This is a genomic window from Corynebacterium sp. MSK195, assembly GCF_030228885.1.
In the GTDB taxonomy this organism is placed as follows: domain Bacteria; phylum Actinomycetota; class Actinomycetes; order Mycobacteriales; family Mycobacteriaceae; genus Corynebacterium.
The window spans coordinates 184497-198689 of record NZ_JASPGT010000003.1; the positions used below are offsets into that span (position 1 = coordinate 184497).

14 protein-coding genes and 1 tRNA gene are annotated in these 14193 nt (G+C 60.3%); 8 read left to right on the forward strand and 7 right to left on the reverse strand.

The genetic code is table 11. From position 1 onward, the window contains the following. Positions 1–177 precede the first annotated feature (177 nt). From QP909_RS04420 to QP909_RS04440, 5 genes are all read left to right on the forward strand, one after another. On the forward strand, positions 178–963 hold the full coding sequence (locus QP909_RS04420) for a (Fe-S)-binding protein (RefSeq protein WP_198493254.1): 786 nt from the start codon (positions 178–180) through the stop codon (positions 961–963). After that, positions 963–2468 carry a lactate utilization protein B gene (locus QP909_RS04425; protein ID WP_239278031.1) on the forward strand — a complete coding sequence of 502 codons (1506 nt, stop codon included), beginning with the start codon at positions 963–965 and terminating at the stop codon, positions 2466–2468. The genes QP909_RS04420 and QP909_RS04425 overlap by 1 nt, the downstream gene beginning before the upstream one ends. Then, a complete protein-coding gene (locus tag QP909_RS04430; RefSeq protein WP_284766298.1) occupies positions 2465–3085 on the forward strand; it encodes a LutC/YkgG family protein in 621 nt (206 codons plus the stop codon). The genes QP909_RS04425 and QP909_RS04430 overlap by 4 nt, the downstream gene beginning before the upstream one ends. 124 nt (positions 3086–3209) lie before the next feature. Beyond that, positions 3210–4790, forward strand: coding sequence for an alpha/beta fold hydrolase (locus QP909_RS04435; RefSeq protein WP_284766299.1), 1581 nt, complete (start codon positions 3210–3212; stop codon positions 4788–4790). Positions 4791–4843: 53 nt separating this feature from the next. Then, positions 4844–4917: transfer RNA gene (locus QP909_RS04440), tRNA-Arg, on the forward strand. Positions 4918–5006: 89 nt separating this feature from the next. Here QP909_RS04440 and QP909_RS04445 read toward each other — a convergent pair. Beyond that, on the reverse strand, positions 5007–5804 hold the full coding sequence (locus QP909_RS04445; protein ID WP_284766300.1) for a MerR family transcriptional regulator: 798 nt from the start codon (positions 5802–5804) through the stop codon (positions 5007–5009). A 98-nt stretch (positions 5805–5902) separates the two neighbouring features. Between QP909_RS04445 and QP909_RS04450 the strand changes: the two genes are divergently transcribed. The 3 genes from QP909_RS04450 to QP909_RS04460 are packed head-to-tail and all read left to right on the forward strand — an operon-like array spanning position 5903 to position 8482. Next, entirely contained in the window at positions 5903–6409 is a 507-nt protein-coding gene (locus QP909_RS04450; RefSeq protein WP_284766301.1) for a hypothetical protein, read from the forward strand. Between the two features lie 3 nt (positions 6410–6412). Then, positions 6413–7312 carry an ABC transporter ATP-binding protein gene (locus QP909_RS04455; RefSeq protein WP_179386357.1) on the forward strand — a complete coding sequence of 300 codons (900 nt, stop codon included), beginning with the start codon at positions 6413–6415 and terminating at the stop codon, positions 7310–7312. A 3-nt stretch (positions 7313–7315) separates the two neighbouring features. Continuing rightward, positions 7316–8482, forward strand: coding sequence for an ABC transporter permease (locus tag QP909_RS04460; protein ID WP_284766302.1), 1167 nt, complete (start codon positions 7316–7318; stop codon positions 8480–8482). A gap of 56 nt (positions 8483–8538) precedes the next feature. Here the strand turns inward: QP909_RS04460 and QP909_RS04465 are convergent, their stop codons facing one another. The 6 genes from QP909_RS04465 to QP909_RS04490 all read right to left on the reverse strand — a co-directional run bounded on the left by QP909_RS04465 (position 8539) and on the right by QP909_RS04490 (position 14191). After that, the gene (locus QP909_RS04465; RefSeq protein ID WP_284766303.1) at positions 8539–8742 is read right to left on the reverse strand and encodes a hypothetical protein; all 204 of its coding nucleotides are present in this window, start codon (positions 8740–8742) and stop codon (positions 8539–8541) included. Between the two features lie 108 nt (positions 8743–8850). Then, positions 8851–9150, reverse strand: a complete 300-nt coding sequence (locus QP909_RS04470; protein ID WP_179386355.1) for a molecular chaperone GrpE — start codon at positions 9148–9150, stop codon at positions 8851–8853. Positions 9151–9155: 5 nt separating this feature from the next. Further along, a complete protein-coding gene (locus tag QP909_RS04475; RefSeq protein WP_284766304.1) occupies positions 9156–9662 on the reverse strand; it encodes a MarR family winged helix-turn-helix transcriptional regulator in 507 nt (168 codons plus the stop codon). Positions 9663–9666: 4 nt separating this feature from the next. Then, positions 9667–12252 carry an AAA family ATPase gene (locus QP909_RS04480; protein ID WP_284766305.1) on the reverse strand — a complete coding sequence of 862 codons (2586 nt, stop codon included), beginning with the start codon at positions 12250–12252 and terminating at the stop codon, positions 9667–9669. Continuing rightward, positions 12252–13370, reverse strand: a complete 1119-nt coding sequence (locus QP909_RS04485; RefSeq protein WP_284766306.1) for a metallophosphoesterase family protein — start codon at positions 13368–13370, stop codon at positions 12252–12254. Before QP909_RS04485 ends, QP909_RS04480 begins: the two co-directional genes overlap by 1 nt. Next, complete coding sequence (locus QP909_RS04490; RefSeq protein ID WP_284766307.1) at positions 13370–14191, reverse strand: SWIM zinc finger family protein; 822 nt, start codon at positions 14189–14191, stop codon at positions 13370–13372. The genes QP909_RS04485 and QP909_RS04490 overlap by 1 nt, the downstream gene beginning before the upstream one ends. Positions 14192–14193: the final 2 nt, after the last annotated feature.

Sequence of the window (14193 nt, forward strand, 5' to 3'; positions counted from 1 at the left end):
TGAAAAGGGCTATATCAAAAAGTTCGCCTTTGCAGCACAAACGGTGGATAGCAGTTTTCTACAACACTAATATTGCGAAATAATTGCTGGTCAAGCGGGGGACGCATTACGCACGTACTGCTTAAAAGGAGTAGGGTTATGGCTACCCCCATGTAAAAAATCAACGAGGAGCACCGTATGCGCATTGCGCTATTTTCCACTTGCATTGGTGACGCCCTTTTCCCGGACGTACAAAAGGCAACGGCACTGGTTCTCTCCCGCTTGGGCCACGAGGTGGTCTTCCCGGAGGAACAGACCTGCTGCGGCCAGATGCACATCAATACCGGCTATCAGAAGGAAACCCTGGGAATGATCCGCTCCTATGCGGATGCCTTTGCCGACCCCTCCATTGATTATGTCGTCGCGGCCTCCGGCTCCTGCGTCGGCGCCGTTCGCGAGCAGCACGAGCGCATCGCTGACCGATTTGGCAACTCCGCCGACGTCGACGGCGCGCGCAAGACCACTCAGAAGACCTTGGATCTCCCGGAATTCCTAGTGGATATCGCCGGTGTGACCAATGTCGGCGCATTCTTCCCGCACCGCGTGACGTACCACCCCTCCTGCCACGGCCTGCGCTTTTTGAAGCTGGGAGACCGCCCACTGCAGCTTCTCCAGGAAGTAGAAGGAATTGACCTAGTCACACTTCCCAATAAGGAAGAATGCTGTGGCTTCGGCGGTACCTTCGCCATCAAGAATGCAGAGGTATCCCGTGCGATGGTCACCGATAAGACCCGCCACGTCAAGGAAACCGAGGCTGAATACGTCACCGGCGGTGACTCTTCCTGCCTGATGAACATCGGTGGTGCCCTCAGCCGCCAGCGTTCCGGTATTCGCGCCGTTCACATGGCTGAGATCTTGGCTTCCACCAAGGAGCACCCATGGACTCCTACCTCCGCCGCTTACTCCAAGGAGACGATGCTCTAATGACCTCTTTCCTCGATACCACCCCACCGCGCGCGCCGGAAGGCTACGGCAACCTGCGCGGCAGCAAGGCCTTTGTTCCCCTGGCACACGTTGGTCTGAATAACGCCACCCAGCGCCACAACCTGCAACACGCCACCACCTCCATTCGTGAGAAGCGCTCCAACGCTGTGGAGGAGCTGGACGATTGGCAGGAGCTGCGCGCTGCGGGTTCCGCCATCAAGGAAGATGTTGCCGCTCGCATGCCAGAACTGCTCGAGCAGTTCGAAGAGGCAGTCAAGGCTCGCGGCGGCATCGTCCACTGGGCACGCGATGCCAAGGAAGCTAACCAGATCATTGAGGGTCTGATTCGCGCTACCGGCGAGACCGATGTGGTCAAGGTTAAGTCCATGGCCACCCAGGAAATCGGCTTGAATGAACACCTGGAGGCCGCGGGCATCAATGCTCGCGAGACCGACCTGGCCGAGCTCATCGTGCAGCTAGGTGAGGATAAGCCGTCCCACATTCTGGTTCCGGCTATCCACCGCAACCGTGCGGAGATTCGCGATATCTTCGTCAACAAGATGCCGAATACCGATGACACCCTGCAGGCTGAGCCGGCAGAGTTGGCCGAGGCTTCCCGCCAGTTCCTGCGCGAGCAGTTCATGCAGGCCAAGGTTGCCATTTCCGGCGCCAACTTCGGTGTAGCAGAAACCGGCACCATCAACATCGTGGAGTCCGAGGGCAATGGCCGCATGTGCCTTACCCTGCCGGAGACCCTCATTACCGTGATGGGCATCGAAAAGCTGGTTCCTACCTTCCAGGACCTGGAGGTCTTCCTCCAGCTGCTGCCGCGTTCTTCCACGGCAGAGCGCATGAATCCATACACCTCCATGTGGTCCGGCGTTACTGAGGGCGATGGCCCGCAGAACTTCCACTTGGTGCTGCTGGATAACGGCCGTACCGCGGCCCTGTCCTCCCCGATTGGTCACCAGGCTCTCAAGTGCATCCGTTGCTCGGCTTGCCTGAATGTTTGCCCAGTCTACGAGCGCGCCGGCGGCCACGCCTACGGCTCTGTCTACCCTGGCCCGATCGGTATTTCCCTGACGCCGCAGCTGACCGGCATGAAGGACCACAACGATCCTTCCGCCAGCCTGCCTTATGCGTGCTCGCTGTGTGGCCGCTGCGACGAGGTGTGCCCGGTGAAGATTCCGCTTTCCGACGTCATTTTGGAAAACCGCCACCAGAAGGTTACCCACGCCACCCCACCAATCGAGCCGAAGCTCTTCAAGACCATTCAGCTTCTGTGGAGCAACCCGAAGCTGTGGAACAAGGCAACCCACATGGTCGCCTTGGGCCGCATCTTGGGTGGTACCAACAAGACCATCGAATCCCTGCCACTGTTTATGTCCGGTTGGTCTGAAGGCCGCGACACCGCGGTTCCGCCAAAGAAGTCCTTCCGCCAGTGGTTCGAGTCCGAAGAAGGCAAGGAGCTTCTTGCCGAGGCCCGTGAGGAGTCCAAAAAGTGAACGCAAAGCAGGAAATCCTAAGCCGCATCCGCTCCGCCCAGAAGCAGGCTGGTCTGCCCGACCACGTTGATGCCCCGCGCGACTACCACCACGAGGGCACCCTGAACGCGGACGAGCTGCGCGATATGCTCATTGACCGACTCGAGGATTACAAGGCCGAGGTGCACGTCACCGAGGAAAGCGAGCTCAAGCAGACCATCGCCACGATCCTCAAGGACCGCGAGTGCAACGACATTCGTTACGCCGAAGGCATGGACGCCACCCTCTTCGAGGGCTTCGACGCCAAGCCGGACGATAAGGCTGTCGATCCGCGCACCCTGAACGAGACCGACGCTGTGGTCACTTATTCCCACGTCACCTCCGCGCAGACCGGCACCATCGTGCTCGAGTCTGACGAGCGCTGCGGCCGTCGCGCACTGACCCTGGTTCCGGACCGCCACCTGTGCATCGTCCACCAGAATGAGATCGTCTACGGCATCCCCGAGGTCATCTCCCGCATGAACCCGGAGAAGCCAGCGACCTGGATCTCCGGCCCGTCCGCTACCTCCGATATCGAGCTCACTCGTGTCGAGGGCGTACACGGCCCGCGTGACCTCATCGTTGTCATCGTTAAGTAGTACTGCGTAGCCCCTCTCCTGCCCCGGCCGGTGAGGGCACCCACCTACTGTGAATATGATGCCAAAAGCATCAAGAAAGCATAGGCTAGGTCTACCAATTACTTTTATTCTGGAGACCTAACCTATGCTTTTTTCTTCTAAGCTTGCGGCCACACTCGGTGCTGCTGCGGTCGCCATTGGTGTCACTGCGCCGATTGCCACAGCCGCGCCAGCCCCCGCGCCGCAGGACACCAAGCCCGCCATTTCCTGGGAAGACTGCCCCGAGCAGGTAGACGTCGCCAATGCCGAGTGCGGTCGCATCGACGTGCCTACGTACTACGACAACCCACAGGCCGGCACCATTAGCGTCGGCTTCGTGCGCGTTCCCGCCGCCAACCCAGGCGCCCGCCGTGGCGCGTTGTTTACCAACCCTGGTGGCCCAAGTGGCGATGCCTATGGATGGGCCGGCAATACCGCTGTTCCATGGCCACAGGCCGTACGCGATGAGTGGGACACCATCGGTGTACAACCGCGTGGCCTGCCCGGCTCCACGCCTGTAAAGTGCGATGCCACGGCCACCAGTAATCCGCTCCAAGGCAGCCTCCAGGTAGGTAAGCTCACCCGCGATGCCTGCGAAAAGCACACCCCGGGCTATACCAATTCGCTGACCACCGCGAATACCCTGCAGGACTGGGAGATGGTGCGCCGTGCTTTGGGTGAGGAAAAGATTGACATCGCCGGCACCTCCTATGGCACCTACCTCGGCTCCGCCTACGCCACCAAGTATCCGGAGCATACCGGCAAGGTCCTGCTGGATTCGGGTATGAGCCCCAAGCTGGCGTGGAATGGCATCTTTGCTTCGCAACAGCGCGGCTACGAAAAGGGACTGCACGACCTCTTCGGTTTTATTGCCAAAAATGACGCCAAGTACCACCTTGGCACTACCCCACTGCAGGTCTATGAAAAGTGGTCACAGAAGGTAGCCCGCGAGGCCGGCGTTCGCCCCACGGTCTTGCCCCCAAATGCCAAGATTGGTGACCTCCCGCCAGGGCTCGAATTTGCCGGACAGCCTGGCGCGGACATCATGACCGCCACCGGCCCGCTGCGGGTGCAGGCGGAGTTCCTCAGCCAGAAGATTCAGCACCCCAATGCCGTGCAAGTGTCCTCCCCGCTTTTGGGCATGACGCGCGTCGTTGTTCCGGTTCCTGCGCAGTGGGATGCCTTTGCCAAGCACTTGAATGGCAGCGAGCCTTTGGATTCCGATCAGTCCGATCCGGAGGCAGTGCGCAAGGAGCAAGAAGCCGTGGCTCAGGCGATGAATATGCAAAACCTCATCGTCTGCAATGAAAACACCGTGCCGGGCAATCCGCTGCTGTACCCAAGCTACCTGTGGACCAACTTCGTCAGCCTTGATCCCTTCACGCTCATCAATTCCCTCTACGGCTCCGGCGCGGGTTGTGGCGGCCGCACGCCAGTGACAGGCCAGGCACCTCTCGACGGCTCCAAGTTGGCCACCAAGCCCCTCCAGATTCAGGCTACGGGCGACCCACAAACGCCGTATCAGTACCACACCAGCCTCTCGAAGCCGATGCAGTCTCGAGTTGTCACCGTCCATGGCCCTGGCCATGCCCACTTTGCCTCTAAGAACAAGGTCGTTGATGACATTGGCGTGCACTACCTGCGCACCGGTGAAGTCACTACTTCCGACGCCCCCGGGTTGATTTAGTCCCCCACTAACCCATGCGCTAGAATCACATCGTTGGGAATTCTCCCAGAGATGTCTCCGTAGCTCAGCGGATTAGAGCATCGGTTTCCGGTACCGAAGGTCGCAGGTTCGATCCCTGTCGGGGACACACTCACCGCTGACCACCAAGATTTTCTGGTGGTCAGCGGTTCATTTTCCCTCCGGCCAGCTAGTCTTTCCTGGCTGAACACGAGCCTTCTATTGCCACTCCGGGTTGTCGGTATCCACCCCTTGCGCCCTAGCGGCATGCTCAATCGCGTCTGCAAGCCACTGCGCCAACCCCTCCTGCTGCGCCTCATAGTGGGCACGGAAGCGTTCATCAGCCACATAGCCGCGCGAGATTAAGAAGTGTTTCGCTGATGTGACGGGAAAGAAGGCGCTGAGTGCTGCGCGGTGCTTGTCGACGAGCCCCTGGGCCTCCTCCGACCCCGCAGCCACACCGCCTGCTACGGCTTGGGCCAGCTCCTTTTCCACCTCAGCGACGCCGGCTTGCGCATCGCTCCAGTTTTCCTTCGACCAGCCGGCAGTGCGCTGCTGATACATACCCCAATCCTCGCTCGATCCGTAGGCTTGCTCGGCTTCTTGTTGATGCGCGGCGAAGTTGGCATCGCCGACAATCTGCCCAATTTCTTCAGTGGTGAGCTTTCGGTTATTCATTGCATCCTCCATCAAGGTGTCAATTGCTGCCAGCATGTCGCTAAGACTGTCACGCTGCGCGAGCAGGCTTTCTCTTTGCCTCCGTAAATGTTCCAGATCGGAAGCATCGCCATCCAGCAGCCGTTTAATATCGGTCAATTTCATACCGGTAGCGCGGTAGATCAGAATCTTCTGCACGCGGGCGCAGTCTTCCTCGGTATACAGCCGGTAATTGGACCAGCTGCGCCACGTGGGAGATAGCAAGCCTTGTGCCTCCCAGTGGTGCAAGGTGCGCACCGTAATGCGGAAGAGCGCTGCTACCTCGCCAACGGTATAAAGAACTTCATCGATGTCGTCCATGGCTTCATTGTCGCGCCTAACGCCACGTCAGGGTCAACCTCAGAGAAAATCTGCAGAAACTGTTGCCAGAGTGTTGGGTTTATGCAACACTTGAATGCATGACAGCAAACGACGCCCCTGTTTCAACAACGATCCGCGCCGAACGGTTCCGCAGGCCCGGCCCCACCCGTGGATTAATCGCGGCAATGTATGGCTGCGTGGCCGTATCCGCGATTTTCCTCATACTCGCACTGGCGCTTTCTTCTTACTGGGCACTGTTAGGAATGTCTATCGCAATGGTGCTTTCTTGCATCCCCTGGACCATTCTGCGGGTGTCCATTGATTCCAAAGACCGCAAGCCGCTGTCCTCTCTTGATGAGTACGAGGCCCGGGTTCTCGACCAGTGGCGCCGGAAGGCTTTCCAGCTGTCTAACGCGTTTCTTTTTGCCGGCGGTCTTGTCACCCTTCTCGTAGGCAATTGGTTCCTAGGCGGAGGAATTACCGGCACTATTGGCACCAAATATTTACTTGGAGCTGGCTACTACTTGCTCTTTAGTTACTTCATCTCTGCCACCCTGCCCGCTGTCGGCTACGCACTGACCTTCAACCAGAACTCGGAGGACTAACACATGCCCACCTTGACCATTGACCACCTCAATAAGTCCTTCGGGGAGACTCAAGCCCTGCGTGATATGACCTTTAGCGTTGGTGACGGCGAAATCTTCGGCTTCGTCGGATCCAACGGCGCCGGAAAATCCACCACCATGCGCATTGCACTTGGTGTGCTGGCCAAAGACTCTGGCGAAGTCTACTTCGATGACGCCCCGATCAATGACGATAACCGCCGCCGCATTGGCTATATGCCGGAAGAGCGCGGGCTCTACGGCAAGGAGCCGCTGCTTAGCCAACTAGTCTTCCTCGGTACGCTGCACGGCATGGATAAGCCCGCCGCCAAGCGCGCCGGAACTGAGCTCCTAGAACAGTTAGGTCTGGGCGAGCGCATGGACGATAAGCTCGATGACCTCTCCCTAGGCAATCAGCAGCGAGTACAGCTCGCGGCCTCCCTTATCCATGACCCAGACATGCTGATTCTGGATGAGCCATTTTCCGGGCTGGACCCGGTGGCGGTCAACGTCATGTCAGACATGCTGCGCGAGCGCGCCAATCGCGGTGTGCCCGTCATTTTCTCCTCGCACCAGTTGGACCTGGTGCAGCGCTTGTGTGACCGCGTGGGCATTGTAACGAAGGGGCATATGGTGGCCGAAGGGGGCGTCGATAAGCTGCGCAGCCAAGGCCCTCCCCGTTTTGAGGTCGCTACCCCAGCGCGCGGCTGGTATCCGGAAGGCACGGAGCTGGTGGCAGAAACTGCCGATGCCGTCGTGCTCGAGGCCGATGAAACCATCGACGACCAGGCAATCCTGCAGGCAGCCCTAGCCGCAGGCCCGGTACATTCCTTCGGACGTAAGATTCCGGATCTCACCGAGCTATTCCAAGACGTCGTCACCAGCAACCAGAACGAGGAGGCCTAAGCCATGCAGTATTCCACAATGAAGACCATCGGGGTCGTAGCCAAGCGTGAGATGGCGGTCGCGCTGAAGTCGAAGATGGTGGTAGGCACCATGCTGCTGCTCATCCTCGGTGCCATTATCGCCCCTATCGCTATCAATTTCTTCAGCGGCGATGACGAACCGGATTCCGTAGCCGTCGTGGGGATGGAAGCGTCTGCTTTTGATGATTCCGGCATCGATGCCACTGCGGCAAATGACCGCGCGGAAGCCCAGCAACTGGTGGAAAATGACGAGGCCGATGCCGCCCTGGTGCCGGCCGAGGATGATGGCTGGGATCTCGTGAGCAAGGGGGATGCCCCAGCATCCGTGTCCACTACCGTCAACCAAATCGTGTCTTCTCAAGCACAAGCAACGGCGCTGAATAAGCTAAATATCGACCCACAGGACCTAGCAGACGCTACCCCATCCACCACGGTCAATCAGGTGAACTTAGAAGAAGAGGACGGCACGGAACAAAAGATGGCCGGCGTAGCCACGGTCCTCATTGGCGCAATGGTGGTCGTCTTTTCCGTCATGACCTTCGCCGGCCTCATTGGCGGCCGCGTCACGGAGGAAAAGTCGTCCCGAGTGGTGGAAATTATCTTGTCTTCCGTGCGTCCGGTGGACTTTTTGGCCGGCAAGATTCTGGGCAATACCATCGTTGGATTCCTAGCCACGCTGCTCATTTTGGGCGGCGGTGCAATCTCGCTTGCTGCGACCGGCCTGGCTAGTGACATCGAGCTGGACTATGGCTTGGTAGCCGTGCTCCTTGTTGGCGAGATTCTAGGCCTGCTCTTCTTTGGCAGCCTCTACGCTGCAGCCGGCTCGATGGTGCAGCGCACCGAGGATCTCCAGTCCACGCAGGCACCTATCCTGTTCCTCGTCTTTGCCACCATGTATGTACCGATGTTCGGCTGGATGCACCTGGACGCCACGTGGATGCAGGTCATGACCTGGTTGCCGCCAGTCTCCATGCTGGTCGCTCCGCTGCAGGTGGCCGGAGGCAACCTCAGCTGGCTAGGCCTTGCCGCAAGCTACCTACTGATGGCCTTGACCACTGCACTTATTATCGTCATGGTTGGCCGCATTTACCGCCGCGCCATTTTGAACAATGGCCGCAAGATGACCTGGCGCCAAGCACTGAGCAAGTAAAAATAATCCGGCTCCCCGCCGATTGTGTGGGAGCCGGATTCTTTTATGTGCCGAAGCTACTGAGTAATGAACTCGTTGGTGATCGGCTGGGTGATGTCCAAGGTGCCGTGCTCGATGTAGTACATACCGAAGAACATGGCTGCCAGCATCACTACGGATAGCAGCATGGAAGGGATCCATTGAAGGAATACGGGAACCCAGCCATTGCCCTTATCGCGAGCTGCCGCTTCGCGCTGTTCCTGAGCCTCACGCTCGTTCATAATGATAAAACCTTTCGATCCACCGAGGATTAACTACGGATATCTTAACAGTTAAGTGCTTACAAGGCCGCATTCCTCGCACTTTTGATTGACACCGAAAATCGGCGATTAAATTCCTGGGTCCTCATCATTGAGCAGCGCCTCTACGAAGGACTCGCGGTCACCAAGCATGCGCTCAATGTCCTTTTCCGCGCCGACGATCCACAGCTCAGTGTCTTGGTCATAGGTGAGAGCGGAATCTGGGTAGGCCTCTAGTGCCTCCTCCATGGCGGCAACCTGGTCCTCGCTAGCTGCGTCGTCCAAGTGCACCTCTGGATCGCCGATGCGCGGGCTAAGCTCCTCCAACGCGGTGATCCCGTAGGTCTTATATTGCTTCTTCGGGTGCTCAAAGAGCTCTTGTCCCATCATGGAGCTTAATCCTTTCCGTGTAGTAGCGAATCGGGCACGTACCCCTCATAGCCCGGGATGTTTTTGACCTGAAGAACTCCGGTGAAAAAGCGCCGCAGCGCCGGTACGTCTTCGGGTTGCAGATGGTCAAAGACCATACGGCGCACGGATTCCACGTGCTCCGGAGCGGCACGCCGCAGGTGTTCTAGGCCAACGTGGGTCACGCACACGTTGATGCCGCGAGCATCTTCCTCGTCCGGTTCTTTAGTGAGCAGGCCGCGCTTTTCCATCCTGGTTACTTGGTGGGAGGCGCGGGAGCGATCCCACTCCAACTGCGTGCATAGCTCGTGCAGGCGCAGGCGTTGTTCCGGTGCCTCGGACAGGGCTACGAGCACGGCGAACTCGGAGGCAGATACCTCACCGCCGGCCTTAAGCGTCTCATCCATTCCCCTATCGATCTTGCGCACGGCGCCAAGGAGCAGGCGCCATAGCTCCTGCTCTTCGTCGTCTAACCAGCGAGTTTGATAAGGCATGGCACTAGGTTACCCCTTTGAGCGCGGCAATGTCGCGCTCACTGCGTCCCGGTACGCGGGAATAGCGTTCCGGCATGCAGGTAAAGACCAATACCTGATTGTCCCGGCCCACATGGGAAAACAGCGTGGCCATAAGTTGCAGGCGGTGTGCATCAGTAGAGCCCAACGCGTCATCCACAATGACGGGAACCGACTCCGCCCCCACTAATTGCGCAATGGCAAAGCGGGTGAGGATGGCCAATTGCTCGCGGGCACCACCGGAGAGGCTGGCTAGGCTCACCGTCTCATTGTCCTGGGTACGGGTGGTCACGCGGAGGTCGTCATCGAGATCGAAAGTGATGTCACCGCCGTACACAGTGCGGGCCAGCCGCGACAGTGCAGCCACGAAGGGCGCGGCGTAGCGCTGCCGGGCGGCATCGCGATGCTTGAGCAAAAGTTCTCGCAGATAGCGGGCGGCTTGCGCACGTTTGTCCACGCTTTCATATACCGCCCGCGCCATCTCCACCGCCGCGGTGGCCTGTTGGGCGCGCTCGGCGGCACCGGAATGGAAATTCACCTCGCTAGAAAGCCGGCCAAGATCCACCTCGCAGCGTTGGATGCGGTCGGTGAGGTAATCCAGGTGGGACTGCGCGCCTTCTACCAGGGACTGCGCGGTAGCAAGGTCAACGGCTTCCATTTCTTCGAGCTGCCCGCGCAGGTCTCCCACGACACCTTCTAGGCGGGTGACCTCGGCACGCAGGTCCTTGTCGGCGGCGCGTTCGCGCGCGGAGGCAAGGTCTCGAGTCACGCGCTGCGCGTTTTCGCGGGCCGCGGCAAGTTCGGCATCGAGGCGCACAGCCTCGTGAGCCAGGCGGCTTTCGCGGTACGGCACGAGTTCGCGGTCGAGCGCATCGACCTTTTCGCTCGCGGCTTCCTCCGCGGCTTCGGCGGCGGCGAGGTCTACCTCTTCCACGTCCGCAAGGTCCGCAATCTTCTCAGCTAGCGCAGCATGCTGGGCGCGTAACTCGCTCAAATCATCCGGTCCCAGTTCCGCGGCAAGGGCACGGGTGGCGGCATCGAGGGCATCGTTCTGTGCACGGTGCGCCTCATGGGCTTCCTCGGCCGCGGCCACTGATTCTACGCCGAGGGTATCGAGCAGATCCCGCAGCCGCGTGCGCGCCTGTTTCACATCACGCTGGGTGTCCTCCGCGGAATAGGAACCGGCCGAGAAGCGGGCAGTGATATCGCCGATGGTGATTACACGGGAATCGACAAGCTCGACGGCGGTGTCCTCCCCCACCTCGATGTCCTCGCCATCGACTCGGATGCTGGAGCCAGCAGGCCCCGAAAAATGCACCTTGGCGGCGGCAGCTTCGTGCAGACGCTCGGCTACCGACAACGCCGAATCCGCTTTATGCAGGCCGGTGATATCGGCCCCGGTGACCTCGCGGCCGCGCTGAGCGATGGCCGCACGTGCCTGGTCTACCTCGGCGGCTAGGCCGTCAAGCGATTCCAGACGGGTGCTGAGCTGCTCAAACTTCTGCTTATCTTGCTGGCGGCGCGCTTGCTTAAGTGTGCTGCGGGCCGCCGCATAGTCCTCTTTGGCCTCCGCCAGGCGCTTTTCTAATCTTTCCTTCTCCTCGGCCTCCTCTTTAGCCTTGTCCTGCGCGGCGGTGAGCTTGTACTGGGCAGCCTCGGTAGCCCTGGCAGATTCCTCGGCGGCGGTAACGAGCTCGCCGCGCTCGGTGACTGCGGATTGCGCACGAGCGAGATCGTCCGAGGCGCGCTCAAGCGTGGCTTTATGGGAGTCCAGCTTGGCCTGCGCGGTGGCGGCTTCCTTGGCCTGCGCCTGTTTGTCGGTGAGATCGGCGCGGGCGGCGGGGAGCTCTGCTTCAGCGGCGACTTGGTCGCGCTCGAGTTGCTCGTAACGCTCGACCACGGAATCGAGCTCGCGCAGTACGCGGGTGGCTTCTGTGTATTCCTCTTCGGCGCGAGCTAGGGCTGCGGCGGATTCCTTGTACTCGCCTGCCGGATTACCCTTCGCTGCAGTGAAGTAGCGCTGATATTCCTTATCCACTCGGGCCAACAACGCGGAGTCATCGCCAGAGACTTCTTCCTCAGCCAGGCCGGATTCGCGCTCTAGCGCCCGGGTTAGGCTAGGGATGCCGACGGCAGAAATGGCCTCGCCGGTGTCGTCTTGGCGCATAAAGAGGGCGTCGACAAGCGAGCGATCCAAGTGCTCCGAAAGGATGCGATCCAGCTCATCGTCGGCTTGGCTGCCGGTAAACTGCGCCGGCCGGGGTGCGGTGATATTCAGCTCGCAGGACTTCTTGGATAGCCAGCGTTTGGCAATGCGGAAGCGGTACTCGCCTACGCTTAGCTCGGCCGTAACTTCCGGGGCAACGTCCTTGCCCACCGGCTGCAGGGAGCGAATGCGCTTGGAGCGGCCGCTGTGCTTTTCGGTGAGCACCACGTCGAGTGCCTCCACGATGGTGGACTTGCCGGCTTCGTTCTCGCCATGGATGACCACGACGCCGGTCTCGGGAAGCTCATCGAGGACCAAGTGCTCAATGCCGCGGACGTTGGTGAGTTCTAGGCGGTGTATGCGCATTAGGACTGTCCCTCCAGGCGGAATAGCAGGTTGGCGGCGTCGCGGGCGACGGGATCCTCGCGGTTTTCCAACAGTTCATGCAGCGCCTCGGCCGCGTAGCCGGAGATATCGAGGCTGGCTAGTTCTTCCTCGTTGGGCTCCAAGTAGAGATCCATGGTGCGCTCGCGCGGGCGCAGGGAGGCAAATACGGCTTCGTACTCATCCAGGCCACGCTGCAGGCGGGCGTGGGCCTCGACTCCGAGCGTGCCGCGCAGACTATATTTCACGGCTGTGCGTACCTTATCGGGGTACTCGCCTAGGCGCGCGAGGAAGCGTTCCACGTCTTCGGCGGAATCCACGGCGGCATCAATGGTTTCAAAGGTCCAGCGGCCAATACGGCGCTTGTCGACGTCCACCTTATCCCCCACGCGCACCACCAACGCATTGCCGGAATCGGCCTCGCCACCGCCGGTGCTCGTTTCCTTATAGTCCGTGGTTTCCGGACTGCCGGAAAACCACACCCGGCCGGTGGTGCCGAGGCTGGCGGTGGAGTGGGTATCGCCCAGTGCCAGGTAGTCGATCACCCCGCGGTCCAGGCAGCCCTCGACAAAGGCAAGGTCGATGGTATCGGCGTCATCCTCGCCGGAGCGGGAATCCACTTGGCCGTGGCCGACGGCGATGCGAATGCCCGCGGCCGGCTCCAACGCTTCGAGCGCTTGGCGGACCAAGTCGTGGTTCGCGCGCTTGGACAGGTACGGCGCGCCGACCAGCTCCACGCCGGGTGCGACCTCGATGGGCTCTGAGTCTGCGATGACGTGGACATTCTCCGCGCTGGTCTTATAAAAGACCGAATCCGCCACCAGCGGGTCGTGATTTCCCGGCAGGACATAGACCGGCACCGGCAGGCGCTTAAACATCTCCGTGGCGCGGGCAAGGATGTCGCGCGAGAGGGCATTGTGCTCAAAGACGTCGCCGGCCACGACGATGAACTCCGCGCCGGTCTCCTCGGCCAGCTCGCCTAGCCGCACGATGGCGGCCTCGCGGTCATCGTTAAAACGGCCTTGTGCTTCCCCCTTCAGAAACCACCGGGTCATGCCCAGCTGAAAATCGGAGGTATGGATAAACGTGGTAGCAGTCATTAGTGCGAGAGGTGGTAGTAGAGGTCTTCAATATCGGATACCGCGCGCAAGAGATCCAGGTTGGTATGCGAGACCGAGCGCATGGCCTTGCGCAGCAGGTCCGGATCGGAGTCATCGATGGCCGGGGCGACCTTGGGCTGCGGCAGCTTCGGCAGCTCGCGGCCGTTCCAGAAAATGTCATTCTTTTCTTCCTCGGACAGGTCGCTCGGGGTGAAGCTTTCGCGGCTTACCGCCTTGGCCTGCTCTAAGACCATACGTTCCAGCCGGGCAAAGTCCAGCCCGCGCATATTAAAGATGACGGCCGGGTCCGCATCGGCGCGAGTGGCGAGCTTATCGCCCACCGCCACGATGTGCTTGCATACGTACTCGCCGTCGGGGCAGTCACAGGTCAGGCGCAAGTCTTCGGCCTCGTGGGCGAAGAGGGTGTCTAGGGCGGCGTCGGAAAGCATGCCCTTGCGCGCATTGGCCACGGAATTGGGGGTGCGGGCGAACTCGGTGGCTAGCTGGGCAATATCGTCGTTATTGCGGTACGGCAGCTGGATGAGCACCGCAAAGGGCTCGTTCTGGGAGCCGGCCACGCGGCCATGGATGGCGCCGTTGCGCACCTCGAGGCCCACGACGTGACCGCCCTCCGCGTACTGGCGGCCGCGGGTAATCCGGCCGCGATCCGCGCCATGCGAGGTAAAGGCCGCGATCCGCGAAGCCGTAGTGGACAGGATGCGCCCGCTGCGGTCTACGTGATTGACCTCGGCCGGGGTGCTTACTCGTTTGCGGGTGCCAAAATTGGCATAGATGACATTGTCGTCGCCTTTGACGGCCATGG